Consider the following 23,437-nt stretch of genomic DNA (forward strand, 5'->3'; position numbering starts at 1 on the left):
CGGCGCGCCTACGCTGGGGAGCATGACGAACCTCGAGGCGCGGCCGCAGGAGCAGGTGTGCGTCGCCGGGCCCGAGCCCGCCGCCGTCGAGCTCATCGAGCCGCGCGACGTCCCCCTGGGCGGGCCGCGGGCGATGACGGTGCGGCGCACCCTCCCCTCCCGCCAGCGCTCCCTCGTCGGGCCGTTCTGCTTCGCCGACCACTACGGCCCTGACGACATCGCCGTCTCCGGCGGGATGGACGTGGCGCCGCACCCGCACACGGGTCTGCAGACGGTGACGTGGCTCTTCGAGGGGCAGGTGCTCCACCGGGACGCGCTCGGCTCCGTGCAGACCATCGAGCCCGGCCAGCTCAACCTCATGACCGCCGGCAACGGGATCTGCCACTCCGAGGAGGGGACGCTGCGGCGCTTCCCCGACCAGGGGCGCCTGCACGGCGTCCAGCTGTGGACCGCCCTGCCCGACGCTCACCGCGCCGGGGAGCGTGCCTTCGAGCACGTCGCGGACGTCCCGTCCGTCGAGGTCGACGGCGCCCGTGTGCGGGTCTTCATGGGCTCCCTGGGCGGGGTGCGGTCGCCCGCACGGGCGTACTCGCCGCTCGTGGCCGCGCAGCTCGACCTCCCTGCCGGCGCGCGCGTCCGGCTCCCGGTCGACCCGACCTTCGAGCACGGGCTGCTGCTCGACTCCGGTGACCTGTCCGTGGCCGGCACGACCGTGCCACCGGCCTGGCTCGCCTACCTCGCGCCCGGCCGGGACGAGATCGTCCTCGAGGCCGGTGACACCCCGGTCCGCGCGGTGCTCATGGGCGGCGCCCCGTTCGAGGAGGAGGTGCTCATGTGGTGGAACTTCGTCGGGCGCACGCACGAGGAGGTCGTCGCGGCCCGCGCCCAGTGGCAGGCGGCGGTCGCGGGGGACCCCGAGGGCGTCGCCCGCTTCGGCCGCGTCACCGGGTACGACGGCGCGCCCCTGCCCGCCCCCGAGCTGCCGCAGGTGCGGCTCAGGCCCCGCTCCCGGCTCGAGGAGCCCCGCTCCCGCTGACCGACGCCTCGGCGACGAAGAGCTCGCTCCTCGCGTTGTAGAACCGCTCCGTCGTGCCGCGGTGCTCCATGCCGATGCGCATCGCCACCCGCTGGGAGGCGTGGTTGTCCGGGTAGGTCACCGCCACCACCCGCGGCAGCCCGCCGCCGAGCGCGTGAGCGAGGACGGCGGCCGCTGCCTCGCTCGCGTAGCCGTGCCCCCACGAGTCCGGGTGGAGGTGCCACCCGATCTCCGTCTCCCCGGAGGGCAGCAGCGGCAGGGACGGCCCGGACAGGGGGATGTCCTTGAGGAGCAGCGAGCCGTGCCGCCGGCCGCCGTCACGGTCGGTGATCAGCCAGACGCCGTGGACGGGGTGGTCGTCCAGGCTGCGGTAGCGCGCGACGCGGTCGGCCGCCTCGGCCCGGTCGGTCACGACCCGCGGCTCGGCACCGAGGAAGCGCTGGACCTCCCAGCGGGAGTGGAGGTCGAGGGCGAAGTCGACGTCGTCGTCCGTCCACGGACGCAGGAGGAGGCGGTCGGTGGTGAGCTGGCGCACGGCGCCACGGTACCCGGGCACGCCGAAGGGCCGCCCGGCACCCGGGCGGCCCTTCGGTCACGCTGTGGTCACCCGGCGAGCCGGGTGGAGCAGGTCAGGCGCTGGTGGCGCGCTGCACCTTGCCGGCCTTGAGGCACGAGGTGCAGACGTTCATCCGCTTCGCGGTGCCGTTCACGTTCGTGCGCACGCGCTGGATGTTCGGGTTCCACCGACGGCTCGTCCGCACGTGGGAGTGCGAGACGCTCTTGCCGAAGCTGGGGTGCTTGCCGCAGACGTCGCAGGTGGCAGCCACGGTCTTCTCCTGAATCTCTTGCTGGCAACACGATCTGCTCGATCGTGGGGTCTGTCGTGGTCGACGGCGCGGGCCGGCCGACCGCCCGTACGGGCAACCTGATCAGGATACCCGACGGCGCGGGGCACACCCAAACGGGGCCGGGGGAGGTGCGTCACGGTGTCAGGGGCGGGCACTAACCTGGACGCGATCGACGATACCCGGGAGGACGGACGTGGCGGACACGCTCACCGTGCTCGGGCCCGCGGACGTGCGCCGCTGGTTCGAGCAGGGGCTGAGGTCCCTCCTCGCCGTCCGCCGGCAGGTCGACGTCCTCAACGTCTTCCCCGTCCCCGACGGGGACACCGGCACCAACCTCGTCCTCACCCTCGCCGGTGCCGCCCGTGCCGCGGGCCGCCTGGGTCCCGAGGCGGACCTCACCGCGCTCACCGCCGCCGCCGCCCGCGGGGCGCTCGTCGGGGCGCGCGGGAACTCCGGGGTCATCCTCAGCCAGGCGATGCGCGGGCTGGCCCGCTCGGTCGCCGGCCGCGACGTCCTCGACGGCCCGGCCACCGCCGCCGCGCTCACCGCCGCCGCCCAGGACGCCCGCGAGGCCGTGGCACGCCCCGTCGAGGGCACCGTCCTCACCGTGGCCGCTGCCGCCGCCCGCGCCGCGCAGGAGGCACCGGACCGCAGCGTGGCCGGCGTCGTCACCGCCGCCGCCCGGGAGGCCGCCCGCGCGCTGGGCGACACCCGCAGCCAGCTGCCCGTGCTCGCCGAGCGGGGCGTCGTCGACGCCGGCGCCGCGGGCTACACGATCCTCCTCGAGGCGCTCGCGGCCGTCGTCGACGGCGGGGCCCCGGCCACCGCCCGCGCCCGGGAGGCGCTGGCGAGCCTCCCCGCGTCCCGGGCGGCGGCCGACGGGGCGGCGTGTGCGCTCGGCGCGGGCGTCGTCGGCACGGACGTCGCCGGGCGCGGCGACCTCGAGGTCATGTACGTCCTGCACGCGACGGCGGAGCAGGCGGCGCTCCTGCGTGACCGCCTCGACGCGGCCGGCGAGTCGGTCGCCGTCGTCGGCGGCAGCGAGGGGCCGGGCGAGCGGGGCCTGTGGCAGGTCCACGTCCACACGGCCGACCCCGCCGCCGTCCTGGCCGGCGGCGCCGAGCAGGTGTGCGTCCGCTCGCTCACCGCCCCGCCCTCCGGCGTCGTCGCCTGCACCCGCCTGCCCGGCCTCGTCGCGCCGCTCGCCGCCACCGGGGCCGTCGTCGTCCTCCACCCCGACCCCGCGGGGCTCGAGCGCGGGGTCGTCGACGCCGGCGCCCGCGACGTCCTGCTCCTGCCCTGCGACGAGGAGTCGGCCGCCCTCGCCACGAGCGTCCTCACCCCGCTGCTCCCGCAGCGCGTGTCCGTGGCCGCCACCCGGACCGAGGCGGCCGTCCTCGCCGTCGCCGGCGAGCAGCACCCCGGCGCACCGGCCACCGCGCGGCTCGCCGCCGCCGACGACGTCGCGGGCCGGGTCCGCACGGCCACCTGCGCCGCCGACCGGCTCGAGGAGGCGGTCGCCCGGCTCGTCCGGCCGCGGGACGAGCTCGTCACCGCCGTCGCCGGTCCCGGCGCGACCGGTGTCGCCGAGCGGCTGCGCACCGCCGTCCTCGCCGTCGCGCCGGAGGCCGAGGTCCTCGTCCTCGACGCCGGCGTGCCGACGCCCGAGCTGCTCCTGGGGGTCCAGTGACCGCCCTGACCACCGCGCTGCCCCGGCTCGTCGGGGAGCGCACCGCCAAGGCGCTGGCCAAGCTCGGCATCGAGACGGCCTGGGACCTGCTGCGCCACTACCCGCGCCGGTACGGGGACCCGGGCCGGCTCACCGACTTCACCGACCTCCCGGTCGGGGACCACGTCACCGTCAACGCCATGGTCGTGCGCACCTCGCTGCGCTCCACCCGCAACCCCCGCACCGCGATGCTCGACGTCACGGTCAGCGACGAGCGCCGCGAGCTGCTGCTGCGCTTCTTCGGCGGGCGCGGCATGCTCGCCACCCGGGAGAACCAGCTCCGCGGTGGTCGCGTCGGACTGTTCACCGGCACCGTCGAGGAGTTCGGCGGGCGGCGGATGCTCAAGAACCCCGACTTCCGCTTCGTCGACGACGAGGAGGACACCGAGGCGGCGGCCCGCGAGCAGTCCCGCCCCATCCCCTTCTACCCGGCGAGCGCGGCGCTGCCCACGTGGCGCATCCGCGGCGCGGTCCAGACCGTCCTCGAGCCGCTCCACGAGGCCGACGTCCCCGACCCCGTCCCCTTCCGCGTCCTCCAGCGCGAGGCGATGCCCACGCTCCTCGAGGCGCTGCGGCTCGTCCACTCCCCGGGCTCGGAGGAGGACTGGCGCCGCGGCCGGGAGCGGCTGCGCTACGAGGAGGCCTTCGTCCTCCAGACGGCGCTCGCGGTGCGCCGCGCCGAGGCCGAGGCCACCGCCGCCACCGCCCGCCCGTCCCGCGCGGGCGGCATCCGTGAGGCCTTCGAGGCGCGGCTGCCCTTCACGCTCACCCAGGGCCAGCAGGAGGTCGTCGCCGAGCTCTCCGCGGAGCTCGCCCGCCCCTGGCCGATGCAGCGGCTGCTCCAGGGCGAGGTCGGCTCGGGCAAGACCGTCGTCGCGCTCCTCGCCATGCTCCAGGTCGTCGACGCCGGGGGGCAGGCCGCGCTCCTGGCGCCCACCGAGGTGCTCGCCGCGCAGCACGCGCGCTCGATCACCGCCATGCTCGGCCCGCTCGCCGAGGCCGGGATGCTCGGCGGCGCGGAGGACGGCACCCGCGTCACCCTGCTCACCGGCTCCATGCCGGCCGCCGCGCGCAAGGCGGCCCTCCTCGCGGCCGCTTCGGGCGAGGCCGGGATCGTCATCGGGACCCACGCCCTGCTCTCGGAGAACGTCCAGTTCGCCGAGCTCGGGCTCGTCGTCGTCGACGAGCAGCACCGCTTCGGCGTCGAGCAGCGCGACGCCCTGCGCGCCAAGGCCGCCACCGCCCCCCACCTGCTCGTCATGACGGCCACCCCCATCCCGCGCACGGTGGCGATGACCGTCTTCGGGGACCTCGAGACCTCCACGCTCCGGGAGATCCCCGCCGGCCGCTCACCCATCCGCACCTTCCTCGCCCCGGCGAACCACCCGAGGTGGGTCGAGCGCACCTGGCAGCTGGCCCGCGAGGAGATCGACGACGGCGGCCGCGTGTACGTCGTGTGCCCCCGGATCACGTCCCAGGACGACGACGTCGAGACCGACCTCCTCGCGGAGAGCGACGAGCCGCCCACCGAGGACGCGCCGACGGGCGCCCGTCCCGCGCCCGCCCGCCCGCTGGCCGCCGTCGACGAGGTCGCCGCGCTGCTGCGTGAGCACCCCGTCCTCGAGGGGGTCGCCGTGGGGGAGCTGCACGGGCGGATGTCGCCGGAGGACAAGGAGGCCGCCATGGCCGCCTTCGCCTCGGGGCGGGTGCCGGTACTCGTGACGACCACCGTCGTCGAGGTCGGTGTCGACGTCCCCGAGGCCTCGGTCATGGTCATCATGGACGCCGACCGCTTCGGCATCTCCCAGCTCCACCAGCTGCGCGGCCGCATCGGCCGCGGCGCCCGCCCCGGCACCTGCATCGCCTGGACCACCACCGTGGACCTCACCCCGGCGATGACCCGCCTGCGGGCCTTCGAGTCGACCACCGACGGCTTCGAGCTCGCCCAGGTGGACCTCGAGCAGCGCCGCGAGGGCGACATCCTCGGCGCCGCCCAGTCCGGCCGCGGCAGCTCGCTGCGGCTGCTGCGCGTGCTCACCGACACGGAGACCATCGAGAAGGCCCGCTGGGACGCGCGCAGGATCGTCGACCAGGACCGCCTGCTCATGGACCACCCGGCGCTGCTCCAGGCCATCACCGAGCAGCTCGACCCCGAGCGCGCCGAGTTCCTCGACCGGGCGTGAGGCGTGGAGGCGACGGCACGGGAGCGTGAGCTCCTCGGGCACGAGGTCCCCGGACGGAGGCGGAGCGGCCGGCCGTTAGGCTCGCCCCCATGCCCGACGAGCCGCTCCTTCGCGCCCGGTCCCTGAGCGTCGGCTACGGCGAGGAGCCGGTGTGCGCGCCGGTCGACCTCGAGGTCCGCCCCGGGGAGGGCGTCGCCGTCATCGGGGCCAACGGCACCGGCAAGTCGACCGTCCTGCGCACCGCCCTCGGCCTCCAGGAGCCGCTCGGCGGCGAGGTGAGCCTCCTCGGCGCGGCGCCGGACCCGCGCACCGGTGAGGTCCGCGCCGCGGTGGCCAGCGTGCTCGGCGACGACGCCTTCTTCCCGGCGCTCACCGTGACCGAGCACCTGCTCCTCACCGCCCTCGGGCACCGGGTGCCCGAGGCCCGCGCGGTCGTCGCCGACCTCGTCGAGGAGTTCGGGCTCACGGACCGCGCCGACGCGCTGCCCTCGGCCCTGTCCTCCGGGCAGCGCCGCCGCGTCCTGCTCGCTGCCGCGTTCGCCCGCCCGCGCTCGCTCCTCGTCCTCGACGAGCCCGAGCAGCGCCTGGACGCCGGCATGCGCAACCGGCTGGCGCAGATGCTCGTCCAGGAGCGCGAGGACGGCGGCGCCGTCCTCGTCGCCTCCCACGACCCCGTGCTCGTCGAGCACGCCGCCACGCGCGTGGTCCTCCTCCACGACGACGGTGTCCGCGTCCTCGACCCCGCCGCCGGGGCCGCGGCGATCGCCGCGCTGTGAACGCGTCCGGCGCCGCGGGCTACCCCGGCGGCGGCGCCATGCGCCGCTGGACCCGCCTCGTGCTGCGCACCCGCAGCAGCACGAGCGTCGGCGAGCTGCTCTCCGACGTCTACACCATCGCCCTCACGCTGGCCGTCACGATCGCGATGGTCGCCGCGCTGGCGCGCAGCCAGGGACTGCTGCGCGCCGGCGCCCCGCCGTCGACCGAGCTCGACACCGCCTGGATCACCGTCCTCCTCGCCGTCGCCGTCCTCGGGGCGGGCACCGGCCTCCTCGCGCGCACGGGGCCCGTCTCCCTCGGCGCCGCCCAGGCGGCGTGGTGGCTCCCGCTGCCGGGGGAGCGCGGCTCCCTCCTGCGGCCCTCGCTCGTCGCGCCCACCACCGCCTCGGCGGTGACGGGCGCCGTCACCGGGCTCCTCCTCGTCCTCGCGCTCGACCCCGCGGTCACCGCCGGGCACGCCGTCGCCGCGGCCCTCGCCGGGCTCGGCCTGGGCGCGGCCCTCGCGCTGGCCCTCGTGCCCCTCGAGGCGGGCGGACGACGCCGGGTGGCCGGCACCGCCGGGGACCTCCTCCTCGCGCTCGTCCCCGTCGCCGCCCTCGCGCTCGCGCTCGCCCCGCCCCCTGCGCTCACCGTCGGCGGTGCGTGGTGGCCGGCCGCCGCCGCCGGCGGGCTGGCGGTGCTCGCCGGTGTCGCCGCCCTGCGCTCGCTGCCCCGGGTCCACGACACCGAGCTCCGCGAGCGCGGGGCCGCGACGGTCGAGCTGCGCGGCGCCTCGCTGACGATGGACACCCGGGCCCTGGGCCGCGCCCTGGACACCGAGCCGCGGCGGGGGCGGCGCCGCCGCTCGGCCCGGCTGCGGGCCGTGCCGGCCCTCGTGCGGACGCTGGGACCGGGCGTCGTCGTCGCCGTGGCGGACGCCCGCCTGCTCCTGCGCGCCCCGCGGCGGCTGGTCCAGGTGGGCTGCGGCGCCGCGCTCGCGCTCCTCGCCCCGTTCGTGCCCTCGCTGCCGGCGCTCCTCAGCGCCCTGCTCGTCGTGACCGGCGCCTGGCTCGCCGCCCTCACCACCGCGCAGGGCGCCCGTGACGCGGAGGCGGTGCCCGCGATCGACGCCCTCCTGCCCGTCCCGCAGCGCACCGTGCGCCTGTGGCGGCTCGCCGTGCCGGTGCTCGCGATGCTCGTGTGGACGGTGCCCGTCTTCGCCGTCCTCGGCGACAGCCACGGCGACGTCGGGGGCTGGCTCGCGCTCGGCCTGCTCGCCGCCCCCGTGTGGGCGGCAGGAGCGGTCCGCTCGGCCTACCGCCCGCAGGCCGACTTCTCCGGCCCGCTCATCGTCACGCCCATGGGCGTGTTCCCTCCCGGGATGGCGACGATCGCCAACACCGGCCCCGACGTCGTCGTCCTCGGGGCCGTCCCGTTGCTCGTCGCCGTCCTCGTCGGGGCGGTGACACCGGTGCTCCTGGGCCTGCAGGTGGCGCTCACGGCGCTCGCCGTCGTTCTCGCGGTCAGACCCGCCCGGCGGCGGGGGGCCCGGTGAGGCGGCGGCTGCCGCGCTGGGTGGCGTGGGCGGTGGCCGGCGTCGTCGTCGCCATGGTCGTCGTCGCGGTGCTGCTCGTCGCCGCCGTCGTCAGCCTGTCGGGCGACGTCGCCGGTGCGGCGTAGGGTCGGTGCCGTGACGAGGATCGTGTCCGGGGTGTCGGGCGGGCGCACGCTCACCGTCCCCAAGGGAGCCACGCGCCCGACGAGCGAGCGGGTGCGCGAGGCGCTGTTCTCGCGGCTGGACCACCGGGGCGTCGTCGACGGCGCCCGTGTCCTGGACCTGTACGCCGGCTCCGGCGCACTCGGGCTGGAGGCCGCCAGCCGGGGCGCCGCGAGCGTCACGCTCGTCGACTCCGCCAAGCCCGCCGTCGCCGCGTGCCGGAGCAACGTCGCCGCGCTCGGGATGCGGGAGACCGCCGTCGTCGTCGGTGGCACCGCCCGCGGCTACCTCATGGGCGCCCCGAGCACCGCCTACGACCTCGTCCTCATCGACCCGCCCTACGACGTCACCGAGGCCGAGATCGGGGACGTGCTCAGCGCACTCACGGCGTGGCTGGCGCCGGACGCCGTCGTCGTCGTCGAGCGCTCGCGACGCAGCCCCGAGCCGACGTGGCCGCCCGCCCTCGAGCGCACCGACGAGCGCCGCTACGGCGACACGACACTGTGGTTCGCCTCCACCGTGCCCGGCGAGGAGGCGGTTACCGTGACCGACATGGGCGAGCGAGCGGCGGGGGAGCAGCGATGAGCCTGGCCGTGTGCCCCGGGTCCTTCGACCCCGTCACCCTCGGGCACCTCGACGTCCTGCGCCGCGCGCGGGGGATGTTCGACGAGGTCGTGCTCGCCGTCGCCCACAACTCCCGCAAGAGCTACCTCTTCCCCCTCGAGCAGCGTGTCGCGCTCGCCCGCGAGGCCACGGCGGGGCTGGACGTGCGCGTCGACGTCGTCGACGGCCTGCTCGCCGCCTACTGCCGCCGCGTCGGCGCCAGCGCCGTCGTCAAGGGCCTGCGTGGTGGGGCCGACTTCGACGCCGAGCAGCCCATGGCCCTGATGAACCGGCACCTGTCGGGCGTCGAGACGGTCTTCCTCGTCGGTGACGGCGCGCTCGCGCACGTCGCCTCCTCCCTCGTCAAGGACGTCGCCCGCCACGGCGGTGACGTCTCCGACCTCGTCCCACCCGCCGTCGCGCGTGCCCTGCGCGAGGCCTTCCCCCACCCTGGAGGACCGGAATGACCGCCCCCGCCGAGGACCACGACGGCGCCTCGCTCATCGCCATCCTCGACGAGCTCAGCGCGCTCGTCACCGAGGCCCGGCAGATGCCGATGTCCGCGTCCGTGCTGGTCAACCGCGCCGAGGCGCTCGATCTCATCGCCGCGGCCAAGGCCGTCGTACCGGGGGAGATCAAGGCCGCCGACGACGTCCTCACCGGCGCCGAGGACGTCCTCGCCGACGCCCGCGAGCGGGCCGCGCGCATCCTCCGGGAGGCCGAGGAGCAGGCCGAGCGGCTCGTGGGGCAGGAGAGCGTCGTCGAGCTGGCCCGCCAGCGCTCGGAGCAGATCATCACCGCCGCCGAGGAGCGGGCCGCCCAGCTGGCCCGCGACGCCAACGACTACTGCGACCGCCAGCTCGCCCAGTTCGAGATCGACCTCGGCGCCATCACCAAGCAGGTCCGCGCCGGCCGCGACCGCCTGGCGACCCAGGACCCCACCCCCGAGCCCTGACCCGCCCGTCCCCCAACGTCGCACGTGGTGGGTCCGGCGACGCCTGGAAGCGCTTGCCCTGTCGGCGAAGTCACCAGTTGCGACGGTGGGGGGTGGGGTAACGTGAAGCGGCTGCGGGCCGGCCGGCTGCCCGCGGGCTCGTCGTCTCACCAGGAGTGACCATGGACTCTCGATCACCGTTCGTGATCAGCACCCACGACCTCGCGCGCCAGCCCGGCACGCTGCGGACGGTGGAGCGCGCGGTCCCCGCGCCCGAGGACTTCGGCACCGCCGTCATGTGGGTCGTCCCCGGCTCCGACATCCGGCTCGACCTGCGGCTCGAGGCCGTCATGGAGGGCGTGCTGATCAGCGGCGGCGCCGCCGTCGACCTCCAGGGCGAGTGCTCCCGCTGCCTGCGCGAGATCACCGAGCACCGCACCGTCGAGGTGAGCGAGCTCTTCTTCTACCCCGGTGCCCGCGAGGCAGCTCTCGCCGACGGCGACGAGGAGGCCGAGGACATGCTCGAGCTCGAGGGCGAGCTGCTCGACCTCGAGCCGGTCGTGCGCGACGCCGTCGTCACCGCCATGCCCTTCCGCCCCCTGTGCGAGGAGAGCTGCCGGGGGCTGTGCGCCGGCTGCGGCGAGCGGCTCGACGACCTGCCCGCCGACCACGAGCACGTGGACGTCGACCCCCGCTGGGCGGCGCTCGCGGGCCTGGGCGCGGCAGCGACCGAGGACGACGACGCCGCGGACGGGACCGACGGCGAGGAGAACTGATGGGCCGGAAGGTGGTCGCGGGCCCGGCCCGTGACGACGTCGACGTGCTCCTCGAGCGGCTCGGCGTCCACATCGACCCCGAGCTGCTCGTCCTCGCCCTCACCCACCGCTCCTTCGCCCACGAGGCCGGCGGCATCCCGACCAACGAGCGCCTGGAGTTCCTCGGGGACACGGTGCTCGGGCTCGTCGTCACCGAGCGGCTCTACCGGGCCAACGCCGAGACCCCCGAGGGGGACCTCGCCCGGATGCGCGCGGCGACCGTGAGCCAGCGCGCGCTGGCCGGGGTCGCGCGGGAGCTCGGCCTGGGAGACTTCATCCTCCTCGGCCGTGGCGAGCTGGTGACCGGCGGACGGGAGAAGGACTCGATCCTCTCCGACACTGTCGAGGCCCTCATCGGCGCTGCCTACCTGTGCAACGGGCTCGAGCCCACCCGCGCGATGATCGAGCGGCTCGTCGCCGGCCTGCTCGCGCAGGCCGCCACGCTGGGCGCCGGCCTGGACTGGAAGACCAGCCTCCAGGAGCTCGTCGCCTCCCGCGGGCTGCCCGCCCCGACCTACGAGGTGGTCGGCACCGGCCCCGACCACGCGCGCAGCTTCACCGCCACCGTCATCGTCGCCGAGCAGCCGTGGGGCACGGGCGCCGGACCGGCGAAGAAGGTCGCCGAGCAGCAGGCCGCGGAGGACGCCTACACCCGTCTGCTCGCCGAGAGCGCCTGAGCGCGCCGATGCCCGAGCTGCCCGAGGTCGAGACCGTCCGCGACGGCCTGGCCCGGCACGTGCTCGGCCGGCGGGTGGACGCCGTCGTCGTCCACCACCCGCGCGCGGTGCGCCGGCACGTGGGTGGGGCGCTCGACCTGCCCGGCCGGCTCACCGGGCGCACGCTCTCGGCCGCCGTGCGTCGCGGCAAGTACCTGTGGCTCGTGCTCGACGACGACGCCGAGGACGCGCTGCTCGTCCACCTCGGGATGAGCGGCCAGCTCCTCGTCCGCCGCGAGGACGCGGCGCTCACCCTCCCCCCGCCCGAGCACCTCGTCCACCCCCCACCCCCCGCCGACAGCCGACTTACCGCCGACAGTCGACTTGCCGCCGACAGCCGACTTGCCGCCGACAGCCGACTTACCGCCGACAGCCGACTTGCCGACGAGCGCCCGGCACCCACCGCCGCCCCCGGCGTCCCGCCCGACCCCACCCGCCACCTGCGCGTCTCCCTCGACCTCGACGACGGCGCCCGGCTGTGGTTCGTCGACCAGCGCACCTTCGGCCACCTGCTCGTCGCCGACCTCGTCCCGACGGCGGACGGCGCGCCGGGCGGACACGGCTCACCGGTCCCCGTGCTGCCCGCGCCCGCGGCCCACATCGCCCGCGACCCGCTCGACCCGCACCTCGACCGCGCCGCCCTCGCCCGCCGGCTGCGGCAGCGGCGCACCGAGGTCAAGCGCGCCCTCCTCGACCAGTCGCTCGTCTCCGGCATCGGGAACATCTACGCCGACGAGGCGCTGTGGCGCGCTCGCCTGCACCCGCGCCGCGCCACCGACCGCCTCACCCAGCGCGCGGCCCTGGAGCTCCTTGCCGCCGCCGAGGCCGTCATGCGCGAGGCCCTCGCGGCCGGTGGCACCTCCTTCGACGCGCTCTACGTCGACGTCGAGGGCGCCAGCGGCTACTTCGCGCGCTCGCTCGACGCCTACGGGCGCGCCGGCGAGCCCTGCCGACGCTGCGGCACGCCCATGCGCCGCGAGTCCTTCATGGGCCGGTCCTCGACCTTCTGCCCGCGCTGCCAGCGCCCCTCGCGCGCTCACCCGCCGCGTTAGGTGTGGGGTGTTGGACCTCAGAGGTCCAACACTCCACACCCAGCCCGACCGGACCGGGCGGTGCCGCGAGAAGGTGCGCGCCCGGCGCTGAGCGACCGTCAGAGCAGGCGCCGCGCCAGCGCCCGCCGCACGGCGGTGAAGGACGGACGGATGGCGCCGAGCGTGTCGGGTGTCAGCGGCTTGCGCACAACCGGCTTGGCGTGGCTGAAGGTCCGCACCGAGGCCTCCCCGTGGTACGCCCCCATCCCGGAGGGCCCGACGCCGCCGAACGGCAGGGACGGCATCGACGCCTGGACGAGCGGCACGTCCAGACCCACCGCGCCCGACGACGTCTCCCGCAGCAGGCGGGCCTGCACTCCTTCGTCGGCGGTGAAGGCGTACAGCGCCAGGGGCTTGTCCCCGCCGCGGACGTGCGCGATCGCGGCGTCGAGGTCGGGCACCGGGACGATCGGGAGCACCGGCCCGAAGATCTCCTCGGCCATGACGGGGGAGTCGGGGGAGACGTCGGCGAGCACGGTCGGGGGCACGTAGCGCCGGGCCACGTCCGTCTCCCCGCCGACGACGACGCGCGCGCCGGCGGCGACGGACTCCGTCACCAGCCGGTCGAGCCGAGCGGCGTGCTCGCTCGTGACGATCCGCCCGAAGTCCGGGCTGGCGGCCGGGTCGGCGCCGTACATGGCGCGGATCTCGCGGGCCAGCAGCGGCTCGAGGGCCCGGGCGACGTCGGGCGGCGCGAGGAGGTAGTCGGGGGCGACGCAGGTCTGGCCGGCGTTGACGAGCTTGCCCCAGGCGATGCGCCGGGCCGCGGCGGGCAGGTCGGTGGTGGCGTCGACCCACGCGGGGGACTTGCCGCCGAGCTCGAGGGTGACGGGCGTCAGGTGCCGGGCGGCCGCCGTCATGACGATCCGCGCGACCCGCCCCCCGCCGGTGAACACGATGTGGTCGAACCGCTCCTCCAGCAGCTCGGTGGTCTGCTCCGGGCCGCCGGTGACGACCGTGACGCCGTCGAGGTAGCGCGGCACGAGCCGCTGGAGGAGCTCGGCGGTGCGCGGCGCGAGCTCCGACGGCTTGAGCGCGGCGGTGTTGCCCGCCGCCAGCGCCCCGACGAGCGGGCCGAGGAGGAGGAAGACCGGGTAGTTCCACGGGGCGATGACGAGGACGACGCCGAGCGGCTCGAGGACGAGGGAGGCCCGCGCCGGCTGGTACTGCCACGGCACGCCCACCCGCCGCGGCGCGAGCCACCGGCGCAGGTGCTTGCGGGTGTGGCGGATCTCCGCGAGGAGGACGCCGATCTCGGACAGGTACGCCTCGGTCGACGACTTGCCCAGGTCGGCGTGCAGCGCCCGTTCGATGTCGCGGGCGTTCTCGCCGGCGAGCGCGGCCAGCCGGTCCAGCTGCCGCAGCCGCCACGCCAGCGGCCGGGTCACCCCGGTGTCGAAGCGGTCACGCACGCGCTGGACGACGACGGCGGCGGTCTCGGTGGGGGCGCTGGTCACCCCGCGAGGGTACGCGGCGAGCGTCGGCCGCCGGCGCCACGGAATCTCCGGGATCCCGTCGAGCCGTGCCCACCGGCGCCGCCGGGGGCGCTAGGGTCGAGGCGTGACCGAGCAGACCGCCTCCGGACCGCGTGACATCCGCGTCATGATCATCGACGACCACGAGGTGGTGCGGCGCGGCATCGCCGAGATCGTCGACCGCGCCGACGGGCTCACCGTCGTCGCCGAGGGCGGCTCGGTCGCCGAGACGCTGCGCCGCGCGCCGCTCGTGCGGCCCGAGATCCTCCTCGTCGACCTCCAGCTGCCCGACGGCACCGGCATCGACATCATCCGCGCACTGCGTGAGTCGGTCCCCGAGGCCCGCGCCGTCGTCCTCACCTCCTTCGACGACGACGACGCGCTCGCCGAGGCCCTCGACGCCGGTGCCCGCGCCTACCTCCTCAAGACGGTCCGCGGGGCCGAGATCGCCGACGTCATCAAGGCCGTGGCCGCGGGCCGCACGCTCCTCGACGAGCGCACCGTCACCCGCCGCCGCGCCGACCACGACGACCCGACGGCGGACCTCACCCCGTCCGAGCGCAAGGTCCTCGACCTCATCGGCGACGGTCTGTCCAACCGTGAGATCGGCGAGAAGCTGGGTGTCGCGGAGAAGACGGTGAAGAACCACATCACCGCCCTGCTGGCGAAGATGGGCCTGCAGCGCCGCACCCAGGTCGCGGCGTGGGTGGCCGGTCAGCGCGCCAAGGGCTGGCGCGCCTGACCGACCCCGCTCAGCGGCGCACCGCGACGGCGAACACCCGCCGGAAGGGCAGGACAGTGCCCCAGGCCTCGGCCGGGTAGGCCTCGCGCAGCCGGGCACGGTACTCCTCGGCGAACTCCTCCCGCCGCCCGTCGGGCAGCGCGTGGAGCAGCGGCCGGGCGCCGGTGCCGCGTACCCACTCCCACACCGGGTCGGGCCCGCTCAGCACGTGCAGGTAGGTCGTCTCCCAGGCATCGACCGCGCACCCCAGGCGGCCGAGCACCCCGAGGTAGTCGTCGGGACCGGGCACGGCGGGTCGTCGCGCGGCCTCCGGGACGCCGTACCGACCGGCCAGCTCGCGCAGGATCCGGTGGCTCGGCGCGTCGTGGTTCCCGGGTATCTGGACTGCTAGCCGACCTCCGGGCGCCAGCAGGTCGACGAGGGCCGGCAGGAGGCCGAGGTGGTCCGGCACCCACTGGAGGGCCGCGTTGCTCACCACGACGTCGCAGCTGCCCGGGGCGCGGTGGGCGACCCACGCGCGCAGGTCGGCCTCCTCGACGGTCAGCCGTCCGGCGAGGGCCGCGGGCAGGGCCCGCGCGCCGGTGACCATGTCAGGCGAGGAGTCGACGCCGACGACCTCTGCACCGGGCCAGCGCTCGGCGAGGGTGGCGGTGAGCTCACCGCTCCCGCAGCCGAGGTCGACGACGGTGCGTGGGTCCACGGCGTCCACCTGCGCCAGGAGGTCCCGGAAGGGTCGGCCGCGGGCCCCGGCGAAGCGCGCGTACTGGACGCGGTCCCAGTCGGACATCGGTGCTCCTTTTATCTCGACATCAAGAATCTTGACATCAAGATAACCGACGGGAACGGCCGTTGTCAGGCGAGCGGCACCTGCCACGACAGCAGCGTGCCCTCGCCCGACTCCGCGCGGCCCAGGGAGAAGGTGCCGCCGTGGCGCCGGGCGCGCACGGCGAGGTTGTCCAGCCCCGAGCGGCGCGTGGACGCGCGGTCCACGCCCACGCCGTCGTCCTCGACCTCGACGGCGACCCGCCCGTGGACGCCGGAGCCCCGGACGGTGACGCGCACCTGCACCGAGGACGCGCGCGCGTGGCGCGCGGCGTTGGCCAGTCCCTCCCGGACGACGGCGACGACGTCGTCGGCGATGTCGTCGTCCACGCGCGCGTCGAGGAGCTCGGCGGGGGAGGCGGCGAGGTCGAGGTCGTCGTCGCCGTCGCGCACCAGCCGCCCGTCGACGGCGATGAGGAGGGAGGGCGCGAAGCCGAGCCCGGTCCGGGCCAGGGAGGTCTCGCGCCGCAGCCGCTCGACCAGGCCGACGGCCTCGTCCGGCTCGCGCAGGGAGTGGACGATGGACCGGATCTGGCGCACGCTCTCGTCGACGCTCGTGAGGGCGTCCTCCAGGCGCTCGGCGATCCACGCCGTCCCCGGGTTCCCGACGGCGGCCACCCGCACGGTCTCCAGCTGCATGCCGGTGGCGAAGAGCTGCTGGACGGCGAGGTCGTGGAGGTCGCGGGAGATGCGCTGACGCTCCTCGAGGAGCGAGGACACGTCCTCGGCGTGCCGGGCTGCCGCCAGCTCGAGCGCGACGGCGGCCTGCGCGGCGACGACCTCCGCGACCTCGAGCTCGGAGGGCGTGAACTCCGCCCCGCCCTGCAGCCGCAGGAGGATGAGCACGCCGCGGCCCACGCCCTGGGACATCATCGGCGCGTACAGGGCGGGCCCGTAGCGCACGAGCTGGGGCACCCGCAGCGAGCGCGCGCGCGACATCGAGTCGACGATCATCCCGACGCCGTTGGCCAGGACGGTCCGCGCCCGACCCTCCGGGGGGAAGACCGCGCCGACGACGTCCTGGGCGCCCTCGCCGTCGGCGATCTCGCACATCCACGTGTCGCCCACCGAGGGCAGCACGATGAGGGCGGCGTCGGCGCGGGCGACCTCGCGCACCTTGGCGGCGATGAGCTCGAGCGCCTCCTCCTCCTCGGTGCCCGACAGGAGCTGGGTGGTGATCTCCTGGCTCACGGCCACCCAGCGCTCGCGGTCGCGGGCGTCGGCGTAGCGCTGGGCGTTGACGACGGCGACGGCCGCCGCGGAGGCGAGCTGCTCCATCGCGCGGGCGTCGTCCTCGGTGAAGCCACCGGGCTTGTCCGCGAGGTAGAGCCGCCCGAAGACCTGCTCGCGGATCCGCACCGGCACACCGAGGAAACCCTCCATGTGGGGGTGCGCGGCGGGCCAGCCGCCGAAGGCGGGGTGCGTGGTGATCGAGTCGAGCAGGAGGTGGCCGTGGGTCGGGATGTGGGCGAAGAGCCCGCCGCCGTGCGGCGGGTGCCCGAGGCGGCGCTCGGTCTCCTCGTCGATGCCGTGCTGGACGAACGTGGCGGTGTCACCGCGGTTGTCGAGGACGGCGAGGGCCGCGTAGCGCGCGCCGGTCAGGGTGCTCGCTCCGTCGACGAACCCCTTGAGGACGGTGTCGAGGTCGAGGCTCGAGGTGAGCCCGATGGCGGCACCGAGCAGTCTCGCGCGTGCCTCCCGGTCCGGCATGACGACCCTCGCTCCCTGCGTGCACGTGCTCACCGCGCCTCCTGCTGCACGGCCCACCGGTAGCTGGGCAGCGTCTGGAGGAGGTGCTCGTGAGTTCCTCTCGCGAGCACGGTAGCCGGTCCCCGCGACGCACCGAGCACGACGACCTCGTCCGCGGCCGAGAGAGGCGCGAGCCGGTGGGTGACGAGGAGGACGCCACGGCCGGGGTCGCGCGCGCCGAGCAGGTCACCGACGAGACGGTCCGCGGTGTCCGGGTCGAGGTGCTCACCCGGCTCGTCGAGGAGCAGCAGCGGCGCCCGGCTCGCCAGGGCGCGGGCGAGGAGGAGCCGGCGGCGCTCGCCGCCGGACAGGGACGTCGCGCCGCTGTCGAGCAGGGTGTCGACGCCGTCGGGCAGGGCAGCGAGCCACCCGCCGAGGCCCGCGCGGCCCAGGAGCTGGACGGCCTCCGCGGGGGTGACGTCGCCGCGCGCCACCCGGAGGTTCTCCAGCACCGTGGTGCCGAAGACGTGCGCGTCCTCGGCGGTGAGGACGACGGCGCCGCTCACGGCACGCCGGTCCAGCGCCGCGACAGGGGCAGTGCCGAGCAGGACGTCGCCGTGCTGCGGCGGGAGCAGTCCGGCGAGGGTGAGCAGGAGGGTGGTCTTGCCGATCCCGCTGGGGCCGACGACGGCGACGCTGCGTCCCGGCCGCAGGTCCAGGTCCAGCCCGCGGGCCACCACCCCGGTCCGCGGCCAGCCGACGGCCAGGTCCCGGGCCCGCAGCACGGGCGGGTCGCCGGCGCGCGGGGCGGTCCCGGCACCGGGGCGTGCGCCCGTGGCACCGGGGGCCGCCTCCCGGGCCTCCCTGCCGCTGTCACGAGCGCTCCCGGCGCCGTCGAGCAGCGCGGTCACCCGCACGGCCGCCTCGGCGGAGCGGACGAGCTGGACGGCGGCCGGCCCGAGCAGCGCGGTGCCCTCGAAGGCGGCGAGCGGGGTGAGGACGACGACCGCCAGCTCCACCGCCTCCATCGTCCCGGCCACGGTCGCGTGCACACCGAGGACGAGCGCCGCGAGGACCGCGATCCCCAGGGCGAGGTGGTCGGCGCCGGCGGCCAGCGCCGCGGGCCGGGCGGCGGCGTCCTTCGCGCGGGCCAGGCGCTGCTCGGTGCCGGCGAGGGCGGCGCGAGCCCGGGGGAGCCCACAGGAGACCGTGAGCTCGGCGGCCCCCTCCACCATCGCCATCGCCCCGGCGGTCAGCTCGGTGCGTGCGCGTGCCTGGGCGAGCTCGTCGAGACGGGCGGCGCGCACGGTGAGCAGCGGCCCGCCGAGGCCGGCGAGGAGCAGGCACGCGGCGAGCACGGCGCCGACGCCGAGGTGGAGCCACGCGACGAGCGTGACCGTCCCGACGCCGACGACGGCGGCCACGGCGGCCGGCAGCAGCGCCCGCACGACGACGTCCCCCACGGCGTCGACGTCCGCGCCGGTGCGGGCGAGCACATCACCGCGGCGCAGCCCCGCCACGACGTCGGTGGGGGCGTCCGCGAGGGCGGTGTAGACGCGCTCGCGCAGCGTCGCCATCCCGCGCAGCGCGACCTCGTGGGACACGAGCCGCTCGACGTAGCGCATGAGGCCGCGCGCGATCCCGAAGGTCCGCACGGCCACGGAGGCGACCCCGAGCTCGAGGACCGGCGGCATCTGGGAGGCGCGGGCGATGAGCCAGGCAGCGGTGGCGGACAGCCCGACCGCACTGCCCAGCCCCGCGGTGCCGGCGAGCACGGCGAGGAGGAAGCGCCACCGGTCGAGGTCGAGGAGGTCGACGGCGCGACGCAGCGCGCGGCGCTCGGCGGGGGACAGGGGCAGGAGACGGCTCACGGCGCGGCCCGGCTCCCGCGGGGGCCGGCGGTCACCGGCTCACCGCCGCGAGGGGCGCTGCGCACCTCGACGACGTCGTCGGCGAGCGCGACGAGCCGCGGCCGGTGGGCGATGACGAGGACGGCACGGCCCGCGTCGCGCAGCGCGGAGACGACGTCGAGGACGCGCTGCTCCGCGGCGGCGTCGAGGTGGGCCGAGGGCTCGTCGAGCACGACGAGCGGCGCCGGGTCGAGCAGGGCCCGGGTGAGGGCCACGCGCTGCCGCTGCCCGAGGGACAGCCCGGCGCCGCCCTGGCCGACGGGCGTGTCCCAGCCCTGCGGGAGGGCGGCGAGGACCTCGTCGAGCCCGCTCGCCCGGGCGGCGGCCTCGGCGCGCGGGCCCACCTCGCCGGCCTCGCCGACGACGGCGTCCGCGACGGTCCCCGGCACGAGGACGGGCCGCTGGGGCACCCAGGTGAGCTGCGCGTGCCAGGACGCCGGATCGAGCCCGGCCAGGTCGACCGGTTCGCCACCGGTCGCCGGGACGAGGAGCACCCGGCCGGAGTCGGGACGCAGCAGCCCCAGGGTGAGCATCGCCGTCGTCGTCTTCCCGCCGCCCGAGGGCCCCACGAGCGCGGTGACCCGCCCGGGCAGGACACGTGCGGACAGGTCGGCGGGGGCGACGACGTCGCGCCCAGGAGCCACGACCCCGACGCCGTCGAGCACGAGCCCGCCGAACGCGGGGGCGGGGCGGGTGCCGGTCGGCGGCAGGGGCCGCTCGAGGACGGCGAAGGCCTGCTCGGCGGCGGCCAGGCCGTCGGCGGAGGCGTGGAACTGCGTGCCGACCTCGCGGATCGGGCGGTACGCCTCGGGGGCGAGCATGAGGACCGCCAGCCCGGTCGCGAGGTCGAGGTCCCCGTAGACGAGGCGCATCCCCACCGTCACCGCGACGAGCGCGACGGCGATCGAGGCGAGGAACTCGAGGACGGCCCCGGAGAGGAAGGCAACCCGGAGCGTGCTCATCGTCGTGCGCGTGTAGGCGCGACCGAGGGCGCGCACCCGCGTGCCGGGGCCCCGCTCCCGGCCCAGCGCCTTGAGGGTCGAGAGCCCCGCGAGGAGGTCGAGGAGCTGGGCGCCCAGCCGCTGCATCGCGAGGAGCCGGTCCGCCGCGAAGCGCTGGGTGAGGACACCGATGAGCCACATGAACACCGGGATGAGCGGGATCGTCCCGGCGACGATGAGCGCCGAGCCGAGGTCCAGGCCCGCGACGACGACGAGCGTGGCCGGGGTGAGCGTCGCCGCGAGGAGCAGCTGCGGCAGGTAGCGGACGAAGTAGGGCTCGAGGTCGTCCAGGCCGCGGGTGACGAGAGTGACGACCTCGCTCGGCTCGCGCAGCCCGCGCGGGCCGAGCGCGACCGCCCGGGCGAGCACGCTCGCGCGCAGCTCGGCGACGACGTCGGCCGCCGCGCGGTGGGCGACGGACCCCTGGACCACCGTGACCAGCACCCGCGCGAGCGCGACGACGGCGAACCACCCGACGAGCGGAGCGACCTGGGCCCAGCCCGCGTCCCCGTCGACCACCGGCGCGACCGCCGCGGCGACGAGGAGCGCCTGGGCGACGACGAGCCCGGCGGAGGCGAGCCCGAGGGCCGTGGTGAGGGCGATGTAGCGACGCGCTGCCCGCGCGTGGCGCAGCAGCCGCGGGTCGAGGGGTCTCACCTAGTCCCGGCCCGTGCCCGGCCCGGCGGCCGTCCCGACGCGGCGCTCCTCGGTCGGGTGCAGCCCCTCGTCGCCGACGATGTCGCTCACCCACACCCGCTTGCGGAACACCCAGTACGTCCAGCCCTGGTAGCCGAGGACGACCGGCACGAAGACGAGCGCGACGATGCTCATCACGGTGAGCGTGGGCCCGGTGGCGGCGGCCTCGGCGATGGACAGGGAGAAGGCCGGGTCGATCGAGGACGGCATGACGTCGGGGAACATCGCCGTGAAGATGAAGGCGACGGCGCCGACGATCCCGACGGTGTGGAGGGCGAAGGCCCAGCCCTCGCGGCCGCGGCGGGTGGCGGCGATGACGCCGATGAGGCTGGCGGCGGCGACGGCGGCGGGGACGAGCGTGAGGGCGGTCGTCGAGTGCAGGGCCTGGGCCCACAGCACCCAGACGAGGGCGACGAGCCCCGACCCGATCGACAGGCGGTGCGCCAGCCGCGCGGCGCGCACGTGGATGGGTCCGGCCGTCTTGAGCGCGACGAAGATCGCGCCGTGGGTGAGGAACAGGCCCAGGGTGAGGAGCCCGCCGAGGAGCGTGAAGGGGGTGATGAGGGAGAGGAAGCCGCCGGTGAGCTGGTGGGTGCCGTCGACGAGCTCGATCTCCATGCCCTGGACGAGGTTGGCGAAGGCCACGCCCCACAGGACCGAGGGCAGCCACGAGCCGAAGGTCAGCGCGAGGTCCCAGCGGTCGCGCCACACCGGGTCGTTGATCTTCGCGCGCCACTCCAGGGCGCACACCCGGACGATGAGGGCGACGAGGATGAGGAGGAGCGGCAGGTAGAAGCCGGAGAACATCGTCGCGTACCACTCGGGGAAGGCGGCGAAGGTCGCGCCGCCGGCGGTGAGCAGCCACACCTCGTTGCCGTCCCAGACCGGGCCGATGGTGCGCAGGAGGACGCGGCGCTCCTTCTCGTCACGGGCGAAGGTCCGCAGGAGCATCCCGACGCCGAAGTCGAAGCCCTCCAGGGCGAGGTAGCCGGTCCACAGGACGGCGATGAGCACGAACCACAGCACGGGCAGGTCCACGGCGGGGAGCTCCTCAGTAGGCGAAGGACAGGGTGGGCTCGGGCTGCTCGTCCCCGTCGGGGACGGGCGGCCTCACCGGGTCGACGCCCTCGCGGACGTAGCGGCGGATGAGGCGGAACCACACGACCCCGAGGGCCGCGTACAGCAGCGTGAACACGACGAGGGAGGTGAGGACGGTGACGGGGGAGACGACGGTGGAGACGCCGTCGGTGGTGAGCAGCATGACCTGGTCCACCGGGTTGGCCGGGTTGGGGTGGACCACCCAGGGCTGGCGGCCCATCTCGGTGAAGATCCACCCGAAGCTCGAGGCGAGGAAGGGCATGGGCAGCGCGACGAGGCACAGGCGGGAGAACCACACCGAGTCGGTGATGCGGCCCTTGCGGAGCAGCCAGAAGCCGGCGACGGCGAGGGCGGCGGATCCCGCGGCGAGGCCGATCATGAGCCGGAAGCTCCAGAAGGAGATGAAGAGGTTGGGGTAGAACTCGGTGTCCGCGTCGACGCTCTCGAGGTCCCCGTACAGCTCCATCTGCTGGGCCTGGACGTCGGCGACTCCGGGGAGGTAGCTGTCCGGGCCGGTGAAGGAGCCGGTGCCGAGGAAGGAGGTGAGGAAGGGGATCTCCAGGACGTGGTTGATGTCCTCGCAGTCGTTGCTGCCGGGGATGCCGATCGACAGGAGGGAGAAGCCGACGCCCTCCCCGCCCTGGCAGACCGCCTCCGCGGCGGCCATCTTGCCGGGCTGCTGCTCGTACATGAGCTTGCCCTGGAGGTCGCCGCTGGCGATGACGCCGAGCCCGGCGACGAGCACGGCGACGAGCCCGACGTAGGCGCCGGGGCGCCACACCTGACGGGCCTGCTCGGTGTCGCCCGAGCGGGCGGCGCGGACCATCCACCACCCGCAGATGCCGGCGACGAAGGTGCCCGCGACGAGGAAGGACGCGGTGATCGTGTGGGCGTAGGCGGCGACGAGCGTGTTGTTCGTCATCACCTCGAGGAAACCGCCGACGCCGTCGAGCTCGGCGCGGCCGGTCTCGGGGTTGTAGACCGCCCCGACGGGGTGCTGCATCCACGAGTTGGCCGCGAGGATCCAGTAGGCCGACAGCGAGGTGCCGACGGCGACGGCCCAGATGCACGCGTTGTGCAGCCACCTCGGCAGCTTGCCCTCGCCGAAGATCCACAGGCCGAGGAAGGTCGACTCGAGGAAGAAGGCGGCCAGCGCCTCGATGGCGAGCGGTGCGCCGAAGATGTCCCCGACGAAGCGGGAGTACTCCGACCAGTTCATCCCGAACTGGAACTCCTGGACGATGCCGGTCGCGACGCCGAGCGCGAAGTTGATGAGGAGGACCTTGCCGAAGAACTTCGTCAGCCGGTGCCAGTGGGCCTTGCCGGTGCGCACCCAGGCGGTGTGCATGATCGCGACGAGCGGGGAGAGCCCGATCGTCAGCGGCACGAGGACGAAGTGGTAGACGGTTGTGATCCCGAACTGCCAGCGGGCCAGGTCCAGCGCTTCCACTCGGTCTCCTCGGTCGTGAACGCGCCCGGGACACGGGCACGTCGATACCGTAGGAATCAGGAGAAATGTCCCCGTGGGACCAAGGTCCCGCCGTCGTGCCGGGTGTCCTCCGCGCTGCTCCGGGTG

General features: G+C 75.7%; 22 protein-coding genes. 13 read left to right on the forward strand and 9 right to left on the reverse strand.

Going from position 1 to position 23,437, the window contains the following annotated elements; genetic code table 11:
- Window positions 1-22: 22 nt before the first annotated feature.
- Complete coding sequence (locus tag GD632_RS08385) at window positions 23-1,036, forward strand: pirin family protein (RefSeq protein WP_152190882.1); 1,014 nt, start codon at window positions 23-25, stop codon at window positions 1,034-1,036.
- Here the strand turns inward: GD632_RS08385 and GD632_RS08390 are convergent.
- Together GD632_RS08390 and rpmB are read right to left on the reverse strand one after the other, a co-directional pair.
- Window positions 996-1,571, reverse strand: a complete 576-nt coding sequence (locus GD632_RS08390; protein WP_152190884.1) for a GNAT family N-acetyltransferase — start codon at window positions 1,569-1,571, stop codon at window positions 996-998. The two genes, GD632_RS08385 and GD632_RS08390, sit on opposite strands and share 41 nt — an antisense overlap.
- Window positions 1,572-1,665: 94 nt before the next feature.
- Window positions 1,666-1,863 (reverse strand): 50S ribosomal protein L28, encoded by a 198-nt coding sequence (rpmB, locus tag GD632_RS08395; RefSeq protein WP_110853808.1) that lies wholly within the window; start codon window positions 1,861-1,863, stop codon window positions 1,666-1,668.
- 214 nt (window positions 1,864-2,077) lie between these two features.
- Between rpmB and GD632_RS08400 the strand changes: the two genes are divergently transcribed.
- From GD632_RS08400 to mutM, 11 genes are all read left to right on the forward strand, one after another.
- A complete protein-coding gene (locus GD632_RS08400; RefSeq protein ID WP_193311411.1) occupies window positions 2,078-3,574 on the forward strand; it encodes a DAK2 domain-containing protein in 1,497 nt (498 codons plus the stop codon).
- Entirely contained in the window at window positions 3,571-5,796 is a 2,226-nt protein-coding gene (locus GD632_RS08405) for an ATP-dependent DNA helicase RecG (protein WP_152190891.1), read from the forward strand. The genes GD632_RS08400 and GD632_RS08405 overlap by 4 nt, the downstream gene beginning before the upstream one ends.
- A gap of 89 nt (window positions 5,797-5,885) precedes the next feature.
- Window positions 5,886-6,572, forward strand: coding sequence for an ABC transporter ATP-binding protein (locus GD632_RS08410; protein ID WP_152190893.1), 687 nt, complete (start codon window positions 5,886-5,888; stop codon window positions 6,570-6,572).
- Window positions 6,569-8,107 carry a DUF6297 family protein gene (locus GD632_RS08415; RefSeq protein ID WP_152190895.1) on the forward strand — a complete coding sequence of 513 codons (1,539 nt, stop codon included), beginning with the start codon at window positions 6,569-6,571 and terminating at the stop codon, window positions 8,105-8,107. Before GD632_RS08410 ends, GD632_RS08415 begins: the two co-directional genes overlap by 4 nt.
- Window positions 8,104-8,232, forward strand: a complete 129-nt coding sequence (locus GD632_RS16390; RefSeq protein WP_264371882.1) for a hypothetical protein — start codon at window positions 8,104-8,106, stop codon at window positions 8,230-8,232. Before GD632_RS08415 ends, GD632_RS16390 begins: the two co-directional genes overlap by 4 nt.
- 10 nt (window positions 8,233-8,242) lie before the next feature.
- Window positions 8,243-8,854 (forward strand): 16S rRNA (guanine(966)-N(2))-methyltransferase RsmD, encoded by a 612-nt coding sequence (gene rsmD, locus GD632_RS08420; protein ID WP_264371883.1) that lies wholly within the window; start codon window positions 8,243-8,245, stop codon window positions 8,852-8,854.
- On the forward strand, window positions 8,851-9,339 hold the full coding sequence (coaD, locus tag GD632_RS08425; RefSeq protein ID WP_152190899.1) for a pantetheine-phosphate adenylyltransferase: 489 nt from the start codon (window positions 8,851-8,853) through the stop codon (window positions 9,337-9,339). The genes rsmD and coaD overlap by 4 nt, the downstream gene beginning before the upstream one ends.
- Window positions 9,336-9,827, forward strand: coding sequence for a hypothetical protein (locus GD632_RS08430; protein ID WP_152190902.1), 492 nt, complete (start codon window positions 9,336-9,338; stop codon window positions 9,825-9,827). Before coaD ends, GD632_RS08430 begins: the two co-directional genes overlap by 4 nt.
- A gap of 161 nt (window positions 9,828-9,988) precedes the next feature.
- The gene (locus GD632_RS08435; protein ID WP_152190904.1) at window positions 9,989-10,582 is read left to right on the forward strand and encodes a YceD family protein; all 594 of its coding nucleotides are present in this window, start codon (window positions 9,989-9,991) and stop codon (window positions 10,580-10,582) included.
- Window positions 10,582-11,298: a ribonuclease III gene (gene rnc / locus GD632_RS08440; protein ID WP_152190906.1), complete on the forward strand. Its 717-nt coding sequence runs from the start codon at window positions 10,582-10,584 to the stop codon at window positions 11,296-11,298. Before GD632_RS08435 ends, rnc begins: the two co-directional genes overlap by 1 nt.
- Before the next feature lie 8 nt (window positions 11,299-11,306).
- Window positions 11,307-12,389 carry a bifunctional DNA-formamidopyrimidine glycosylase/DNA-(apurinic or apyrimidinic site) lyase gene (gene mutM / locus GD632_RS08445; RefSeq protein WP_152190908.1) on the forward strand — a complete coding sequence of 361 codons (1,083 nt, stop codon included), beginning with the start codon at window positions 11,307-11,309 and terminating at the stop codon, window positions 12,387-12,389.
- 98 nt (window positions 12,390-12,487) lie between these two features.
- Here mutM and GD632_RS08450 read toward each other — a convergent pair whose 3' ends face one another.
- Entirely contained in the window at window positions 12,488-13,885 is a 1,398-nt protein-coding gene (locus tag GD632_RS08450; protein WP_152190910.1) for an aldehyde dehydrogenase family protein, read from the reverse strand.
- A 145-nt stretch (window positions 13,886-14,030) separates the two neighbouring features.
- Between GD632_RS08450 and GD632_RS08455 the strand changes: the two genes are divergently transcribed.
- Window positions 14,031-14,645 carry a response regulator gene (locus GD632_RS08455; RefSeq protein ID WP_152190965.1) on the forward strand — a complete coding sequence of 205 codons (615 nt, stop codon included), beginning with the start codon at window positions 14,031-14,033 and terminating at the stop codon, window positions 14,643-14,645.
- Between the two features lie 10 nt (window positions 14,646-14,655).
- Here GD632_RS08455 and GD632_RS08460 read toward each other — a convergent pair whose 3' ends face one another.
- The 6 genes from GD632_RS08460 to GD632_RS08485 form a co-directional block, all read right to left on the reverse strand.
- Complete coding sequence (locus GD632_RS08460) at window positions 14,656-15,432, reverse strand: methyltransferase domain-containing protein (RefSeq protein ID WP_152190914.1); 777 nt, start codon at window positions 15,430-15,432, stop codon at window positions 14,656-14,658.
- A 65-nt stretch (window positions 15,433-15,497) separates the two neighbouring features.
- Entirely contained in the window at window positions 15,498-17,210 is a 1,713-nt protein-coding gene (locus GD632_RS08465) for a GAF domain-containing sensor histidine kinase (protein ID WP_226924755.1), read from the reverse strand.
- Window positions 17,207-19,027 (reverse strand): thiol reductant ABC exporter subunit CydC, encoded by a 1,821-nt coding sequence (gene cydC / locus GD632_RS08470; RefSeq protein ID WP_152190916.1) that lies wholly within the window; start codon window positions 19,025-19,027, stop codon window positions 17,207-17,209. The genes GD632_RS08465 and cydC overlap by 4 nt, the downstream gene beginning before the upstream one ends.
- Entirely contained in the window at window positions 19,024-20,724 is a 1,701-nt protein-coding gene (gene cydD, locus GD632_RS08475; RefSeq protein WP_152190918.1) for a thiol reductant ABC exporter subunit CydD, read from the reverse strand. The genes cydC and cydD overlap by 4 nt, the downstream gene beginning before the upstream one ends.
- Entirely contained in the window at window positions 20,725-21,801 is a 1,077-nt protein-coding gene (cydB, locus tag GD632_RS08480) for a cytochrome d ubiquinol oxidase subunit II (protein ID WP_152190921.1), read from the reverse strand.
- A gap of 13 nt (window positions 21,802-21,814) precedes the next feature.
- Window positions 21,815-23,311 carry a cytochrome ubiquinol oxidase subunit I gene (locus tag GD632_RS08485; RefSeq protein ID WP_152190923.1) on the reverse strand — a complete coding sequence of 499 codons (1,497 nt, stop codon included), beginning with the start codon at window positions 23,309-23,311 and terminating at the stop codon, window positions 21,815-21,817.
- Window positions 23,312-23,437 lie beyond the last annotated feature (126 nt).

The organism is Georgenia satyanarayanai (assembly GCF_009193135.1).
Lineage (GTDB): Bacteria > Actinomycetota > Actinomycetes > Actinomycetales > Actinomycetaceae > Oceanitalea > Oceanitalea satyanarayanai.